The sequence below is a fragment of the Haloarcula sp. NS06 genome (genome assembly GCF_051122755.1).
Lineage (GTDB): Archaea > Halobacteriota > Halobacteria > Halobacteriales > Haloarculaceae > Haloarcula.
On record NZ_CP184845.1, the window covers coordinates 47,134 to 61,582 of the forward strand.

Here is a 14,449-nt window from a genome sequence, read left to right on the forward strand (position 1 = left end):
TGTGCCTCCCTCGATGGGGCGTCACGAGCACCGGGCCGAGCTAATCGTGTACGAGGACATAGTCGATGTCGGCCCTACTGATGGCGTCGAGCAATGGTAACTCGGTTGTTCCCGGGTTGCGAAACATGTGTTCGACGCTGTCTGTTCGAGCACGCCGAGAAGTAGGTCTATACCGGTCTATCTGTCTGACATGTGGATATCCCAACCGCGGTGCCCTCCCTCAAAGTAGTTGACTTCCGCTTGCAGGTGCACGGCTTGTTTGGCATCAGAAGCGACGAAAAGCGTCGGGTCAGTGGTGTTACGGTTCTCGAATCTCGGCTGATGGTGTAACCGCTTTGGGGAGGCGGTCGAGTTGGGCCAGCGCCATGCCAACGAGTGCGACCGCCGCGGTCACAATCTGGAATATCGTCGCAGTCGTACCACCGATAAACCCAGACAAGGCGGGTCCGTACAGCGCACCGAACGCGAGGAGAAGATAGACGAGACGGTGGGGAGTCCCGAGCACATGTCGGCCGTCGAAGCCGATGGTGACGGCTGTCAGCGCGATGACGCCGACGAACACGCTGACCGCGGCCACGGGCGTTCCGGTCAGGGTCCACGTGACTAAGCTATCGTTTGCGACCAGCGCGAACGGAATAAAGAAGCCCGCGATCCCGATGCGGAGCGCCTGTTTCGACGAGATGAGGAAACCGCTGTCCGCGATACGCGAGGCGACAGCGACCCCGACGGCTACTGGTGGCGTAATCGCCGACAGCATCGCGAAGTAGAACACGAACAGGTGCGCCGTGATTTCGGCCACACCGAGTTCCTGCAGCGGTGCCGTCAGCAGTGCCGCCACGAGCACGTAGGCTGCCGGCGTCGGCATACCGAGGCCGAACAGAATGCTGGTGAGCATCGCGAGGATCAGCGCGATCAGCAGGACCCCGCCAGCCAGTGCGACCATCCGCAGACTGATCTTCCCGGAGAGGCCGGTCTGGGTGAGCATCTTGATGATGACACCCATTGCAGCCAGGACACCGACGAGGGGTGCCATGTCGAGTGCACCCTTCTTGAACCCCCGCAGGGTCTTGACTGTCGTGACGAATAGTTGCTTCCCGACCGTGACGCCGACGGACGGTGTCGAACCAGTCGCATCGTGCGTCCCTGCCACCCATGCGTCCGCTGATTCGTCACCGATGAACAGGAGCGTCACGTCACGGACATACATGACGGCGACCAGGGTCACCACCGCGTACAGTCCGGTTGCCAGTGCGGACAGTTGCATTACGGCGAGCGCGTAGACCAGCACTGCCATCGGCACGAGGAAGTATCGGCCCTGGAAGAACTGTTCGACTGCACCAGTGAGTTCTGCCCTCCCACCGCTGACCGATGTCATGGCGACACCGTGGACGTACCGGCCTAGGAGAAGTGCAACGATCGTCACGACGCCCGCGAGGACGAGCGATAGGCCGGCGATCTGGCGTGCCGCGGAGAACGCGCCGACAGCGAGGCCGAAGTACGCCGTGATGACGAGCGCACTCTTGCTGAACACGACTTCGAGGATACCGCCAATGTCTTCTCCTTTGTCGCTGGTCCAGCCGTATCGGAGCACGGCGAACTGGACGGCGACACCCACGCTGAAGTAGAACAGGAGCGCGGGAATGAAGCCAGCCTGGATGATGCGGACGTACGGGACACCGATGAAGTCGGCCATCAAGAAGGCGGCGACGCCCATGACAGGTGGCATGATCTGACCACCACTGGACGCGACGGCTTCGATGGCGGCAGTGAAGTCCTTGCGGACGCCCTGGCGTTTCATCATCGGGATGGTGAAACTGCCCGTCGTCGCCGCGTTGGCCGCCGCACTCCCGGTGATCGATCCCATTGCCATCGAGGAGATGACGGCGACGTGGACGATCCCACTCCGAAGCCGCTTGCCGAGCCGCTGACTCAGATCGAGGATTATATCCAGGATACCGTACGCCCTGGCCAGGCCGGCGAACATGATGAAGATAGCCACGTACTTCGCACCGGCCTGGGTGATAAACCCGTATAGGCCGGACCGTTCAATCTGTGTCGCACCGTACAGGGAGATGTCACGAAGACTCAACCCGGTGTGCTGGAGGAAGCCAGGGAACACCGAGCCGAACAGCGCGTACAGGACCGACCCGACGCCGACCAGCGCGATTGACCAGCCGTAGGCTCGTCGTGTGGCGTCGAGAGCTATCACGACGACGATCAGCCCCAGCGTGAGGTCCGTGTTCGAGTAGCCGAGGAGGATCGCATCCCCGGTGAGTCGGTCGTAGCCAGCTACGAAGTAGTAGCCGACAATCGCCGAGGTGACTGTCGTCGCGAGGCACAGGACTATATCGACCCGAGCGTACAGGGTCCGCATGGACTCGCTCCACCTGCCGACAATCGGGCCGGTGATCACCGACGGACCCTTCGCGACGCGCTCGTAGGCAAGATGAAGATAGTACAGAGAGAGTCCAAAGTGGAGAAAGACCATTCCGTGGATGATCTGTGTGAACGGGCGAGCCCAGGCGTAGTAGATGGTATAGCCTGTGAGCGCGACCGCGAAGAGCGACACGAGAGGTAACAGCAACCGTTCCGAAAGCGACCCCTCGGAGAGGACTGCGAGCAGGTCAGTCGGTGAAGTTGCTGGATCGTCGGTTGTCTCGGTCATAATTGAATTGTAACGGAGGTGCCCTCGGCCCTACTGTTCTTTCCCGCGCTCGAACTCGTCAGACCAAATGCCTTTCTCCTGATAGAAGTCGGCTGCTGCAGGGTGGAACGGAATACCGGGGTACGCGTTCTTCACCCAAGCGTCGCCCTCTGCCATCGGCGCGAGGAGACCGGTTTGCTCTTGGAGTCCTCCGCGCTGTGCCCAGAGCGTCTCGAGGAACGACTTCAGCGTGTCGTAGTCGTGGTCTTCGCGGACGATGAAGTTGTACGCCAGCGTCGGTGTGCTGAGCGTGTCCGGCGTGTAGCCGTATTTCTCGAACTGGCTCATGTCGATGTCGGAGATGACGACGGCCGGGTCGTCTTCCAGTTCCGAGACGATCTCGTCGGGCCAGTTGAGGACGCGGAGATCAACGGTGCTTTTCATCTGCTGGAGCCACCCTGGCTCGATAGAGAGGTTGACGTACGTCGCGGCACCGGCGTCGAGTCGTCCCCCGCTCATGGCACCGGCCTGGTCACCGTAACCGACACTCGTCCGGTTATAGTCGTCAACGGCGAAACTGAGCGCGTGCTCAAGCATCTCGGCCGTCCCAGATCCGCTCGGTGTAGGCGAGACGTTCGAGTCGGCCGTGATGTCCGTGACGCTGGTCCAGCCGTCGTTCGCCGTCGCCAAGAACCACGCTAGGTCGTACAGGTGGAACACCTGATAGGGCTGGTAGTCCAGGTCACCGAACGGTTTCTCGCCCTGACGGATCTTGTTCGCCGCCCAGTTCTGGACGTACGCAATCTCCGTTTTCCCCTGAATGACTTCCGAAACGTTTCGGTTCGTTCCCTGACTGGGTCGCGCGTCCACGGAAATATCTGAGTTCTGACTGACTGCCGACGCGAGGACCTGGCTCATTGAGTAGGCCGCCGTCGTCTCCGAGGCTGTCTTCATGATCATCTCGCCGTCGGAGCCAGGACCCGTCTTACTCGCTCCGCCAGAGTTACCGAAACACCCCGCGAGTCCAGCCGTGCCGATTATTCCAGCAGTACCGACTGACCGTTTGAGGAATGACCGTCTAACTACACCATCGGATTTGTGATTACCACACATAGGATCTGTATTAACAGTCACACATTAAATAGTCTTCCATGAAAAATATGTTATGATACCCGCAGCTAGAGTTAACATCTGAAGCTTCTATGAAGCACAGAACCAGTTGCTACCTTGTGATTACGCATTGTACACACTCGATACAATGGTCACGCAGCTGAATGATTCTTGACCTTTCACGCACGAAGCAGTTTGCCAAAGGCGAACTCGACGAGAAACTGAACGGATACCAACGGCTTATATGCTCTTAGCGTAAAATTGCGTAGCACTGTGGTTTCGCTCGCTTCCCTTTTTGGGAGAGATGCTAGTGTCCTCTACAATCGGAGTTTCCAATTACTCTTACTGACCAACCTAACCCCGCCGCTCGGTGTTGCACTCATTTCGCCCCTGTTAAACACTCTCACAGGACCGTTTGCCGTCTCAGGTGCGAAGATCGGACTGCTTGTTACTGCATTTTCCGCACCGAGCATCGTTTCGATTCCGCTCGTCGGATCGCTCGCGGACCGATACGGCCGGAAACCGGTGTTAGTTACTGGATTGCTAGTGTTCGGTGTTGCTGGTGCGGCCGTCGGATTGACGACAGATTTCCATACCGCGTTAGTGTTTCGGTTCGTACAGGGGATCGGGTTCGCAGGGTTGACGCCAGTCATCGTCACTAGTACCGGTGATCTCTTCCAAGATAGTGCTGAAGCAACAGCACAGGGCATTCGGTTTGCCACGTCTGGAGTGACGATGATGGTGTTTCCCCTCGTCGCGGGAGCGCTAGTGGCGATCGCGTGGCAACTCCCGTTCTTCCTTTACGGGATCTCGATACCTATTGCACTCGTGTTGCTCCTATTTCTTGACGAGCCACATACGCGAGCGGCGTCGAAAGATACCACCGAGCAGCCGAACTTTCGGGATCTCATTGCCTATCTCGACACCCAGATTACAGCGTTGTTGATCGCACGTGCGGTCCCAAATGCGTTCTATACGGCGTTTCTGACGTATAACTCGCTAGTCATCGTACGCGTCCTTGATGGGTCACCGGGACAGGCCGGGTTGCTCGTCGCGACGGCAAGTTTGGCTCACACGGTTGCAGCGACACAAAGCGGTCGGATGACGGCGTACTTCAGCACTCGTTTTCAACCACTCCTTGGTGCTACACTGGGTATGAGTGTCGGGCTTTTGTTCGTGGGGGTCGCGCCTTCCTACCCGGTCGTGGTCCTCGGGAGTGCGTTGGTTGGCTTTGGATTCGGAACGACACTATCTCTGTACAGAAGCGTTATTACGAGTATCTCAGAGACGTTACGCGCCGGTCTTGTGAGTATTGGGTCGGCACTTGGCCGCGTCGGGTCGACGTTCACACCGGTTCTCATCGGCGGCGGGATCAGCCGTCTGAGTCCACTCGTCGGGACTACTGGTGCGATCAAAACCGCAATTGTCTTGCTGAGCATCGTTGGGGAACAATCGCCCTCGTTTGTTTGCTCGTTTCTGACCTTCATGGCCATTCTCACTGCCACGTGGGAAAGTATAGCTGAATACAGTCACAAGTATGAAACAGGCCATCTCGCTGGCCATTAGCGACAGCGATAGTATCTATCTAGGAGGATTCACTGATCTACGAGTCAGGAACAATCGACTCCAACCCTTCCAGCTTCCCACTCTCTATCGGTGACCCTGTGCTGGCCTCAGGTGCGGCATCCATCGAGTCCCCACACGGCGGCTTCAATTACTACCTACAAGCAGGCCGATTGGTGCCAGATTTCTCAGTGATGCACAGGTCGACAGGGACGGAGACAGCAACTCCACTGTCATCGGCGATTATGACGTCCCGGACGTTCGCCTTCCCGGGAGCGGCGGGGCCTGCGAAATCGCGGGCAACGTCGAACGAACCACCATCACCACATCCTACCAACGCCAGCGTTTCCATGAGAAAACCGACTTCGCCACAAGCCCTGGCTTTATCGACAGCGAGGGAGCCCGTGAGAAGCATGGTCTTCGAGCGGAAGGGTTCACAACAGTCATTACGGATATGGCCGTGATGGGCTTCCAAAACGAGGAGATGGTTGTTGAATCGATTCATCCCGGCGTTGGACGAGAGGATGTGCGGGAGGCGACTGGCTGGGAGATCAAATTTGCGGACGATGTTGGCGAAACGGAACCGCCAACTGACGATGAACTCCGACTGATTCTCAAGGAGTTGGACCCAGACGGGGTCTACCTCTAGTCGGTTTTCGGTCGGAACTTCGCACCGTAGCGGACGATACCTTCCTGATCGTAGATGCGTCGAACCGTCGCCTCCACGCGGTCGCCGCGACCGCATTCGTGCGGGTCACAGTCGGTAAGCATCCCAGGGACGCGTGCGCCCTCATCGAGTTCGATAAGGACCGCACCGATGGCATCCTCGGTGTTAATTAGCTCCGAAAACTCTGGCGGTGGTCCTCCCTCGATAACTGTGTGAGCGACGATTTCTCCAGTTCCCTCCGGTTCGGCCGGTTCCAGCGCGCTGCCAGGGGCAGCACAGTTGATACAGGTACCTTCAGGCGGGAACTTTGTCGCACCGCATTCTCCGCACTCACCAATCGTCAACCGATAGCGACTGTCGAGATTCTGCCACCACGTCGGGACGCTGATATACGCTCCCATCACTCAGCACCTCCGTCAGGGAGAATATGCCCACGTTTCCGAAGGTACTCCGCGTAGGAGATATCAGTCGCCGACCGGTCAATTTCGACTGACAGCGATCCCTCGATTGTGACGGCGTCAGCCCCAGCGCCGTCGCCGAAACCGATGACAGTCACGGGACTCGCGTTGTTCTCCCAGGCTGAGATCAGGCCAAATACTGGACTCGCCGCGCCGGTATCGCCGAGCTTGTCGGCATACTGGTAGACAGTAGCGCCGTCAGCAACGCTCGCTGCACGACTAGGGAGAGAGCCATCGGGTGCTGCTGGCGCAATCGCAGCCGGTAGTTCCGCCAGTTTCTCGACTGCGCCGCCGATTACCGTGGTGTACGCATCACGCTCGTAAGCGGTAGCATCATACTTTTCAGTCGTTTCGGCTCCGCGTCGCCGGAACCGCGTCCCAGGGTACTCGCTTGTGTATGTCGCTGTCTCGACTGCGTTCGCGCCGCCGTCTCCGACAAGGAACGCTACGGCACCTGCACCTGCTGCGTGGTCGACAGCGTGTACAGGATGGGCTTGATTCTATTGGGTACAACCTCACAGAGGGATTGGTCTCGTTGAGGAAACCCATCCTGAGGGCGAGTTTGAAGCGCGTCTCTCGGAGCTCGCGGGGACTATCTCAGAAAAGAGTTCGAAAGCAGTTGAATACGGTAAGCGTGCCCTCACTGTGAGTGCGGAGATGAATTTAGATGCAGGATTGGACTACGAATTGGAGTTGTTCACCTCTTTGTTCGCCACTCTAAGGATATGCGGGAAGAGATTGAAGCGTTCTACGAGGATCGAGACCCCGAGTTTATCGGCGAGTAGCTACGCTGGAACTGATGCGGTGTGATACGCATGTTCCACCGTATTGGGTCTTAAACAGCCCGCTCTCTGACAGCTAGCGGCGACTAAGAGGTATTGGCACTGGATTCAGTCGAGTACACGAGCCAACAAACTACAGACGTTTCTTTGATATGAAGCATTGTCGCTACAATTGGTTTGATTTTAGATAGCTGATAGGGGGTTACAGGTGGACAGTCTGGGCAGGTGTTTCTGAATAGGAAACACTCACATGACTGCAGACTACTGCTAAAGTGTGAGCAACGATACACCAGACCGGACGGAGGGCGGCAAGATTGATGCCCCGATCAAGAGTCTAGGAACTGCGTTTACAATTATTGACGCGCTGAAGGAGAATGATGGTGGTCGAGTCACCGAAATTGCGGCAGAAACAGGGCTGTCAAAGAGTGCAGTCTACAAGCATCTCACGACCTTAGCAGCACATGGATACGTTGTCAAGGAAGGTGACCGGTACCAGCTGGGCCTTCAGTTTCTGGATCTCGGGGGCTATGTTCGAGATCAGTTCCCGAGTACAAACATTATCAAGACGAAGGTACGAGAACTCGCCGTTGAAACAGGAGAGGTGGCCCAGTGTATGACTGAACAGCATGGCAAATCAGCCGTTCTTTATCGAGAAGCTGGGGCCAATGGAGTCCCCTCACGAACGCGGCCAGGCACACAGATGTACTTACACCAAACCGCGTCTGGGAAAGCAATTCTATCACAGCTCTCGATTGAGCGTGTTGACGAAATAATCGGCCGTCACGGCCTTCCTCGTGCGACTGAAGCCACGATCACAGACCGTGATGCGCTGGTCGAAGAACTCGAAACCATTCGGGAACGCGGTGTCGCCTATAGCGTCGGAGAAAGCACTGAAGGGCTCTATGCTGTCGCTGCACCTATGACTAAGCCCGATGGAACAGTACTCGGTGCGATCGTCGTTTCGGGTCCGAACCACCGAATGCGCGGGTCGCCGATGGATGACGAGTATCCTAATCTTCTTTTGAGCCTTGTCAATGAGATAGAGCTCACTATCGCCCACTCATAGTACCAAAGCAGGGCTATCTTTGGGTATCGGATTCGCCTGAATTGAGGTACTACGCTGCCTTTCTCAACGAGCGATCTTAGTGCGGTAATGTAGAGAATACAGCGTTGCACAGTTCTCAAACGCGTTTGACGTACGGTCCATAGGTCGACGCAATCGCGACAATCGCAGCTGTAATGGACCGCCCAGCCTTGTTTCTAGTTAGGAAACAGACAATCATATTGTGCCCGTCGAGAATATACACTTTCTAAACATTATTCGGAATTTTAGTGAGTGAATGTTTATTAATTTCGAACTATACCAACAATAAGACACAGATTGCCTTCTTAGATGCCGTTTTCTATCTGTGTTGGCGAACCAGTAGTCTGCTCTTCGCTACGCCTTATCCTCTCAGAGAGATCTCGATGACATATTTGTAATAGGGCCCTGATGGTTGCTGTTACACTGGTAGAATTACACTTCTATGTTTGTAATGGGGCCATAATAGTTGATATCACACCGGTAGAATTACACTGCTATGTTTGTAATGAAATAGTGGATGAACTGATTTAGAGATATGTAGTAAGTTCTACCCGATGATATTTTACTTAGTAGAAGCTGGGAAGAAACATATAGCATAACAATAATCCGTCCGTCGTTACGTCTTGGACACCACTCGAATTAGTAGACGAAATGCTTGACTCGTCTTTACCCCCATGGATATATCGTTCTGTATCTGCGATTCATCGAATAGACCATGTCTAAATCGTCCGACAACCCGTTTCCTATTAAGAAACAACAGCTTTTCTTGGCACCATACAACAATAATGCGGTTCCAAATACACTAGTTCAGCTCTCTTTCGAGATTCAGAGCGCCACCAAATTCTCACTGACACCCTGTTCTTAGTAACAAGCGGTCTTCCTGTCCAGAACTGATTGGAACGAGCTATCGGTCGTTAACCAGTATTCCTATGTCGAAAAGCCACGCCGCTCACGGCACGAGGGTGTCACAGGGAGGCAACAGCACTCCCCGTAACCACTTTTTCACCGTCTTGATTTATGACCGTGACATTCTACTTCGACATGCGTTCCTTCATCTGTCTCATCTACTGCTGTTACCTCAACTGTGGTAGAGAGAGTATCTCCAGGCCAGACCTGAGCGTTGAATCGTGTCCGGTATTCGTCGAGATGCTGGAGACCGAGAACTTCGCGGACGGAGCGTGATGCGATCCCTGCCGAAAACATTCCCTGTCCAAACACAGAGTCGTAGCCCGCTTGCTTCGCGTGTGGTTCGTCGTAGTGGATCGGGTTAAAGTCGCCACTCGCTCCAGCGTACTTCACAAAATCCGCCCGGCCCACGTCCGTGACGGTATGCTCGAACAAATCGCCCACCGTAAACTCGTCAGTCACTCTGACTCACCTGCAATTGCTCCCCCCGTCTCGATGCGAGTATTATACGCTGACAGTACATGTTCACCGTCTTTATCCCTGAAATCTGTACGTAGGACGGCAAACATCATGATCCCACCATTGCGGCCTTCCCGCTGGTAGATCTCTTCGACAGTAGTATCTCCGACAAGAACATCGCCTACGTAGAGTGGTCGATCATACTCGTACTTTTGTTCACTATGAACCACGCGGGCACGGTCAAATCCGAGGCTATAATCGATGCCCTCGGGACGATCCCGAGAGAAGTACTCGGTACACATCACAAATTCGCACACGAGTTCTGATAGAAATTTGCCCTACCAGACGGGTCATAGTTACCGAGGATCAAGACGGGACCGGCTACGTTTGGGCTAGCAGCGCTCAAAAAAGTCCAATCTGGCTCAACCAGTTTACCCTCTCGTGTTCGGGGCCACTTGCTTTTCTCTCGTCGACCACATGGAATCTCTGTCTTAGGAGCCGAATTCGACTAAGTCCAGAAATCCCCAACTACACAGCAACCCCTCATCACGGGAAAGACAATGCCATCTCTCCGGTATTCGTCTCTGTCGCTTTCGCCTCGATGGCTTCGACGAGCGATTCGGTGGCGTCCGTGATTTCGATGTCGTCCTCGTAGCCGCCGGTCTTCCGGCCGTCCTCGTACATCATCATGCACATCGGGCAGGCGACGAAGCGGTCGATGTCCGGTCCCGCGTCCGTGTCCTCTAACGCCTCGCGGAGGCGTTCCTAGCTGGGCTTGCTGTCCTCGTCGAAGTCCTAAAGGCCGCCGCCCCCGCAGCAGAACGAATCGGAACGGTTGCGCGGCATCTCGTCGACGCAGTTCTCGAATACCTCGATGTTTTCTTCAGCGACCATCTCGAAGAGGCCCTCCTCGCCGACGTGGCCGATGCGCCAGAACGTGGGCCGCGTTTCGGCCCCGGCTCGCGCTAACCTGTACAAGGGCATATATCAAGTCCAGGCAACCACTCAGAGAGAGACTGAGACGATATTATCTCAGTCGGCGCTACTGAGTCTCGAATAGTTTGACATAAAAATTCGCGCTTTGTCCCGAGGTACTACCTCAGACGCCCGGTGGTTCCCCGCCGAACTCCTCGATGAGTCTGGGCATGACATCGAAGAGGTCGCCGACGACGCCGTAGTCTGCGATGTCGAAGATGGGCGCATTCGGATCCGTGTTCACCGCAATGATGGTATCCGCGCTTTTCATCCCGGCGACGTGCTGGACGGCGCCGGAGATGCCGATGGCGAGGTAGACGTCCGGCGTGACCTGCTTGCCGGACTGGCCGACCTGCCGGTTCTTTGGCAGCCAACCGTTGTCCACGATGGGGCGTGAGGACGAGAGCGTCGCGCCGGTGACCTCGACGAGTTCCTCGACGAGTGCGAGGTTCTCCTCCTCCTCGATGCCGCGGCCGATGGAGACGAGGAACTCCGCTTCGGCGATATCGACGTCGCCGCCGCCAACCTCCTCGAAGCCCTTTACCGTTGACCGGATCGCGTCCTCGTCGACGTCCACGTCGAACGCCGAGATTTCGGCGTCGCCGGAGCCCGCAGTGGGCGGCCACTCGCCGCCGCGGACAGTCACCACGAACGGCCCCTCTGCGACGTCGACGGTGGTCTCGACCTTCGAGCCGTACATCTCGCGTGTGACTTCGAGGGTGCCGTCGGCGTGGTCGAGGCCGGTAGCGTCGGAAACGTACGGGCGCCCAAGTCGAATCGCGACCGCGGGCGCGTAGTCGAGGCCATTGACGCTGTTCGGCGTCACGACGACCTCGGGATCGAGCTCTTCGGCAAGCGCGACGACCGCCTGCGTGTAGACGTCGTGGTTGAACTCCTCGCCGTACTCAACCGTGTGAATCCGGTCGACACCCTCGCGGTTCAGCGACTCGGCGAACTCCTCGACACCCCCGGAAATGACGGCCGCATGGAGGTCACCGCCCGTAGCGTCCGCGAGCTCGCGGCCCGCGGTTAGCAACTCGAAGCTGACGTCCCGCAGGTCGCCGCGGCGGTGGTCAGCGACGACGAGTACGTCGCTCATTCGCCGACCACCCCCTTCTCGCGGAGTACATCAGCCAGTGCGGACGCCTGCTCGCCCGCGTCGCCCTCAAGGTACTGGGCGTCGCTCTCGGTCTCCGGCTCATACATCGCCGTGACGTCGAGGTCGCTCGTGACATCGTCGGGGCCAAGCCCGAGGTCCTCAAGGCTCTGGACGTCAGTTTCCTTCGACTGGGCCTGCCGGATGCCGCGCAGGCTCGCGTACCGCGGCTCGTTGATGCCCGTCTGGATGGCGAGCACGGCAGGGAGCTCGACGTCGGTGAGTTCCTCGATGCCGCCTTCGAGTTCGCGGCGGACGGACGCCACGCCTTCCTCCAGCACTTTCTCGGTGTCGAGGGCGTTCACGACGGCCGCCCACTCGTAGCCGAGTGTCTCCGCGAGCGCGATGCCAGTCGCGCCGAAGCTGTCGTCGTTCGCTTGGACACCCGAGAGCACGACATCCGGGTCCTCATCCTCAACGACGGCGGCGAGCAGTTTGGCCTTTGTCTCGACGTCGAGCAGGTCAACATCGTTGATGGCGTCGTCCCAGACCCGGACCGCGCGGTCCGCGCCCTTCGCGAGCGCCATCCGAATCGTCTCCTCGCTGCGCTCGGGCCCGATGGTGACCGCGACGACTTCGACGTCGTCGCTCGCTTCCGCGAGCTGGACGCCCTCCTCGACGGCGTAGTCGTCCCACTCGTTGAGGTCGTAGTTGAGGTAGGTCTCCTCGATCTCCGTGCCGGAAATTTCGAAGTCGTCCTCGACGGTCGCAACCTCCTTGACAGTGACAAGGATCTTCATGTCACAGCAGAAATCTGCTGTATTGTTAAGTTTTATCATTAAATAGAGGAGGGAGCAACACCCAGTATGTGTCAAAGGGAATGCTATTTATTTGACTGTTTCTGGGGTTGCGCCATCCACTCGCTAGCCTGGGTTTCTGTTGGGTCAGTTGGAACCTCAACGAGGGAACTCCTTCACCACGTTATCATAGGTCGCTGGTGGTGTTTCATGAATTCCGTCACCACCGCGGGCCGATGGTTCGGTTTCGAGGGCAATATGAATCAACGGGGGACAGTCATTTAACACATTCTTTAAACTGTTCGTCGCATTCATGTCGCCTGGACCAGGGATGACAATCGTATCTGCAACTTCACCACCTGACTCGGCATATCCCCAAGCATTATGAGAAACCGCAGTCTCGTGACGTGGCATACCTACCTCAATTCCAAATTCATTCATGGCCTTATTCAGCGGGAGTGTCTGCCTGCATGGGATGCCGAAGATAGTTTCTACGCCTTCTGCCGAAAGGCGCTGACTACCTCATCACCAGCTGTCATACAACCCCTCTGTTTTCGGAGGTTTGCGGGTATTCAAGTTCAGTTATGTGGCAAATATTACTGACAACCAGTCGATCCCTAAACTTGATTATATCGTGAGTAAGCATGGTAGTGTGATAAGGGTTGAAGAGTGGGGCGTAGCGTTTTCTGCGTGATTCATGCCTGAAAACGATAGCCTCAGCGGTAGTCTCGACCAATTTGACTTAGATTTTGTGGAGCGAGAAGCGACACCGCAGATGCTGATGAATCTGAGTATTCAGTTATATCTGGCTAGACTATCACTCTCGAATACTGCTTTGGTTCTTGATATATTTGGTGTCAAACGCGCTTGGTCAACTGTCCATAACTGGGTGCACAAAGCAAATTTACAGCCCGAAGATGGACAGTCTCCGGATCACGTTGCGGTTGACAAAACTGTGATCCAACTCAATGATGAGAAATATTGGCTGTACGCAGCTGTCGATCCAGAAACGAACAAGTTGCCCCATACGGAGCTCAAACCGACTAAGACGAGGTTCTATCTCATTCGTTTCTCACCGAACTCAGTGCGAAACACGACGTCGGTGACGCCGTGCTTCTCGTCGATGGCTCGAGATCGTTGCAGGCTGTGTGTCATCGGCATGGCTTCGATTTCAGATGCGAAAAACATGGAAATCGGAACGCCTTCAAACGTGTATTCAGAGAAATAAGAGGCCGAACCATATGTTTTTCAAACTGTTTCAGCAACGCCGAAGCAGGATCAGCCAACGATTGGATGAGGTCATTCAGGTTCGCATGGAATCAGCTTATCTGAACACGGTGGTAAGCACACCTACTGGACAGTTGATCCACCCTAATCTCTTTGAGATTACCCTGACCTGCTCACGCCATATGCATTGAGATGACCAGTCTCAACTGCTGTCGACCCCCGGCCTGTGCGAGGTCATGCCTGCATCCCCGCGTCCTCCACAAGACAATCAGGGGAACCGAACGCGCCGACAGTTCCTATCTACAGGAGGAGTGGGTGCCGCTGCTGCCCTTTCTGGCTGTAACGGGCTGCTGGGAACCGGGCTACGAACACTTGAGACCGTTATGCACGAAAACTCAGCAGACGAACTGTCGTGGGACTTCCCGGACCAATCCGACGCAGAGAGTATCGGGTACGTCGAAACCCACAGGGAACCACAATTTGACTCGGAAGAATCGATGCCGGCGAGAGGGTTCGGCTTCAACGCGAGCAGTGATCCGTCATCGTCTTACGAGCTGGACCAGTTCGCGGTGGCGTTCGACACCCCGAGTACCTATTCCGACCAGCACGGCCAGATCACTTACTTGGTGAGCCCACCAACGCAGAGTGACAGCTTCAACACCCCCTATCAGCGTATTCAAG

Annotated in this window: 11 protein-coding genes and 3 pseudogenes; 4 read left to right on the forward strand and 10 right to left on the reverse strand. The window is 56.3% G+C overall.

Annotated elements, in window-relative coordinates:
* Window positions 1-298: 298 nt before the first annotated feature.
* Both ACODNH_RS20025 and ACODNH_RS20030 read right to left on the reverse strand, forming a co-directional pair.
* On the reverse strand, window positions 299-2,665 hold the full coding sequence (locus tag ACODNH_RS20025) for a TRAP transporter permease (RefSeq protein WP_434531628.1): 2,367 nt from the start codon (window positions 2,663-2,665) through the stop codon (window positions 299-301).
* 30 nt (window positions 2,666-2,695) lie between these two features.
* Entirely contained in the window at window positions 2,696-3,598 is a 903-nt protein-coding gene (locus ACODNH_RS20030) for a TAXI family TRAP transporter solute-binding subunit (protein ID WP_434531629.1), read from the reverse strand.
* Between the two features lie 429 nt (window positions 3,599-4,027).
* Here ACODNH_RS20030 and ACODNH_RS20035 point away from each other — a divergent pair, with 429 nt between their 5' ends.
* Window positions 4,028-5,320 (forward strand): MFS transporter, encoded by a 1,293-nt coding sequence (locus tag ACODNH_RS20035; protein WP_434531630.1) that lies wholly within the window; start codon window positions 4,028-4,030, stop codon window positions 5,318-5,320.
* 232 nt (window positions 5,321-5,552) lie between these two features.
* Window positions 5,553-5,966: a hypothetical protein gene (locus ACODNH_RS20040; RefSeq protein WP_306711722.1), complete on the forward strand. Its 414-nt coding sequence runs from the start codon at window positions 5,553-5,555 to the stop codon at window positions 5,964-5,966.
* On the opposite strand, the gene ACODNH_RS20045 is transcribed toward ACODNH_RS20040, so the two are convergent.
* Together ACODNH_RS20045 and ACODNH_RS20050 are read right to left on the reverse strand one after the other, a co-directional pair.
* Complete coding sequence (locus ACODNH_RS20045; protein WP_434531631.1) at window positions 5,963-6,385, reverse strand: Zn-ribbon domain-containing OB-fold protein; 423 nt, start codon at window positions 6,383-6,385, stop codon at window positions 5,963-5,965. The two genes, ACODNH_RS20040 and ACODNH_RS20045, sit on opposite strands and share 4 nt — an antisense overlap.
* Entirely contained in the window at window positions 6,385-6,540 is a 156-nt protein-coding gene (locus ACODNH_RS20050) for a hypothetical protein (protein ID WP_434531632.1), read from the reverse strand. The genes ACODNH_RS20045 and ACODNH_RS20050 overlap by 1 nt, the downstream gene beginning before the upstream one ends.
* Window positions 6,541-7,498: 958 nt before the next feature.
* Here ACODNH_RS20050 and ACODNH_RS20055 point away from each other — a divergent pair.
* Entirely contained in the window at window positions 7,499-8,290 is a 792-nt protein-coding gene (locus tag ACODNH_RS20055) for an IclR family transcriptional regulator (RefSeq protein ID WP_434531633.1), read from the forward strand.
* Between the two features lie 1,020 nt (window positions 8,291-9,310).
* Here ACODNH_RS20055 and ACODNH_RS20060 read toward each other — a convergent pair.
* From ACODNH_RS20060 to ACODNH_RS20085, 6 genes and pseudogenes are all read right to left on the reverse strand, one after another.
* A complete protein-coding gene (locus ACODNH_RS20060) occupies window positions 9,311-9,676 on the reverse strand; it encodes a MaoC/PaaZ C-terminal domain-containing protein (RefSeq protein WP_434531634.1) in 366 nt (121 codons plus the stop codon).
* Entirely contained in the window at window positions 9,673-9,975 is a 303-nt protein-coding gene (locus ACODNH_RS20065) for an FAS1-like dehydratase domain-containing protein (RefSeq protein ID WP_434531635.1), read from the reverse strand. The genes ACODNH_RS20060 and ACODNH_RS20065 overlap by 4 nt, the downstream gene beginning before the upstream one ends.
* A 244-nt stretch (window positions 9,976-10,219) precedes the next feature.
* Window positions 10,220-10,528: pseudogene (locus tag ACODNH_RS20070) on the reverse strand (Fe-S oxidoreductase); the annotation flags it as partial.
* Window positions 10,529-10,772: 244 nt separating this feature from the next.
* Window positions 10,773-11,747 carry an electron transfer flavoprotein subunit alpha/FixB family protein gene (locus ACODNH_RS20075; RefSeq protein WP_434531636.1) on the reverse strand — a complete coding sequence of 325 codons (975 nt, stop codon included), beginning with the start codon at window positions 11,745-11,747 and terminating at the stop codon, window positions 10,773-10,775.
* A complete protein-coding gene (locus tag ACODNH_RS20080; protein ID WP_434531637.1) occupies window positions 11,744-12,544 on the reverse strand; it encodes an electron transfer flavoprotein subunit beta/FixA family protein in 801 nt (266 codons plus the stop codon). Before ACODNH_RS20080 ends, ACODNH_RS20075 begins: the two co-directional genes overlap by 4 nt.
* A 168-nt stretch (window positions 12,545-12,712) precedes the next feature.
* A pseudogene (locus ACODNH_RS20085) lies at window positions 12,713-13,054 on the reverse strand (thiamine pyrophosphate-binding protein); the annotation flags it as partial.
* Between the two features lie 184 nt (window positions 13,055-13,238).
* On the opposite strand from ACODNH_RS20085, the pseudogene ACODNH_RS20090 reads away from it, so the two are divergent.
* A pseudogene (locus ACODNH_RS20090) lies at window positions 13,239-13,873 on the forward strand (IS6 family transposase).
* Window positions 13,874-14,449: the final 576 nt, after the last annotated feature.

What these genes read in the sequence shown, in the direction of transcription:
- ACODNH_RS20025 (WP_434531628.1), bottom strand. Translation starts at nt 2,665, where the DNA reads ATGACCGAGACAACCGACGATCCAGCAACTTCACCGACTGACCTGCTC.
- ACODNH_RS20030 (WP_434531629.1), bottom strand. Translation starts at nt 3,598, where the DNA reads ATGAAGACAGCCTCGGAGACGACGGCGGCCTACTCAATGAGCCAGGTC.
- ACODNH_RS20045 (WP_434531631.1), bottom strand. Translation starts at nt 6,385, where the DNA reads ATGGGAGCGTATATCAGCGTCCCGACGTGGTGGCAGAATCTCGACAGT.
- ACODNH_RS20065 (WP_434531635.1), bottom strand. Translation starts at nt 9,975, where the DNA reads ATGTGTACCGAGTACTTCTCTCGGGATCGTCCCGAGGGCATCGATTAT.
- ACODNH_RS20075 (WP_434531636.1), bottom strand. Translation starts at nt 11,747, where the DNA reads ATGAGCGACGTACTCGTCGTCGCTGACCACCGCCGCGGCGACCTGCGG.
- ACODNH_RS20080 (WP_434531637.1), bottom strand. Translation starts at nt 12,544, where the DNA reads ATGAAGATCCTTGTCACTGTCAAGGAGGTTGCGACCGTCGAGGACGAC.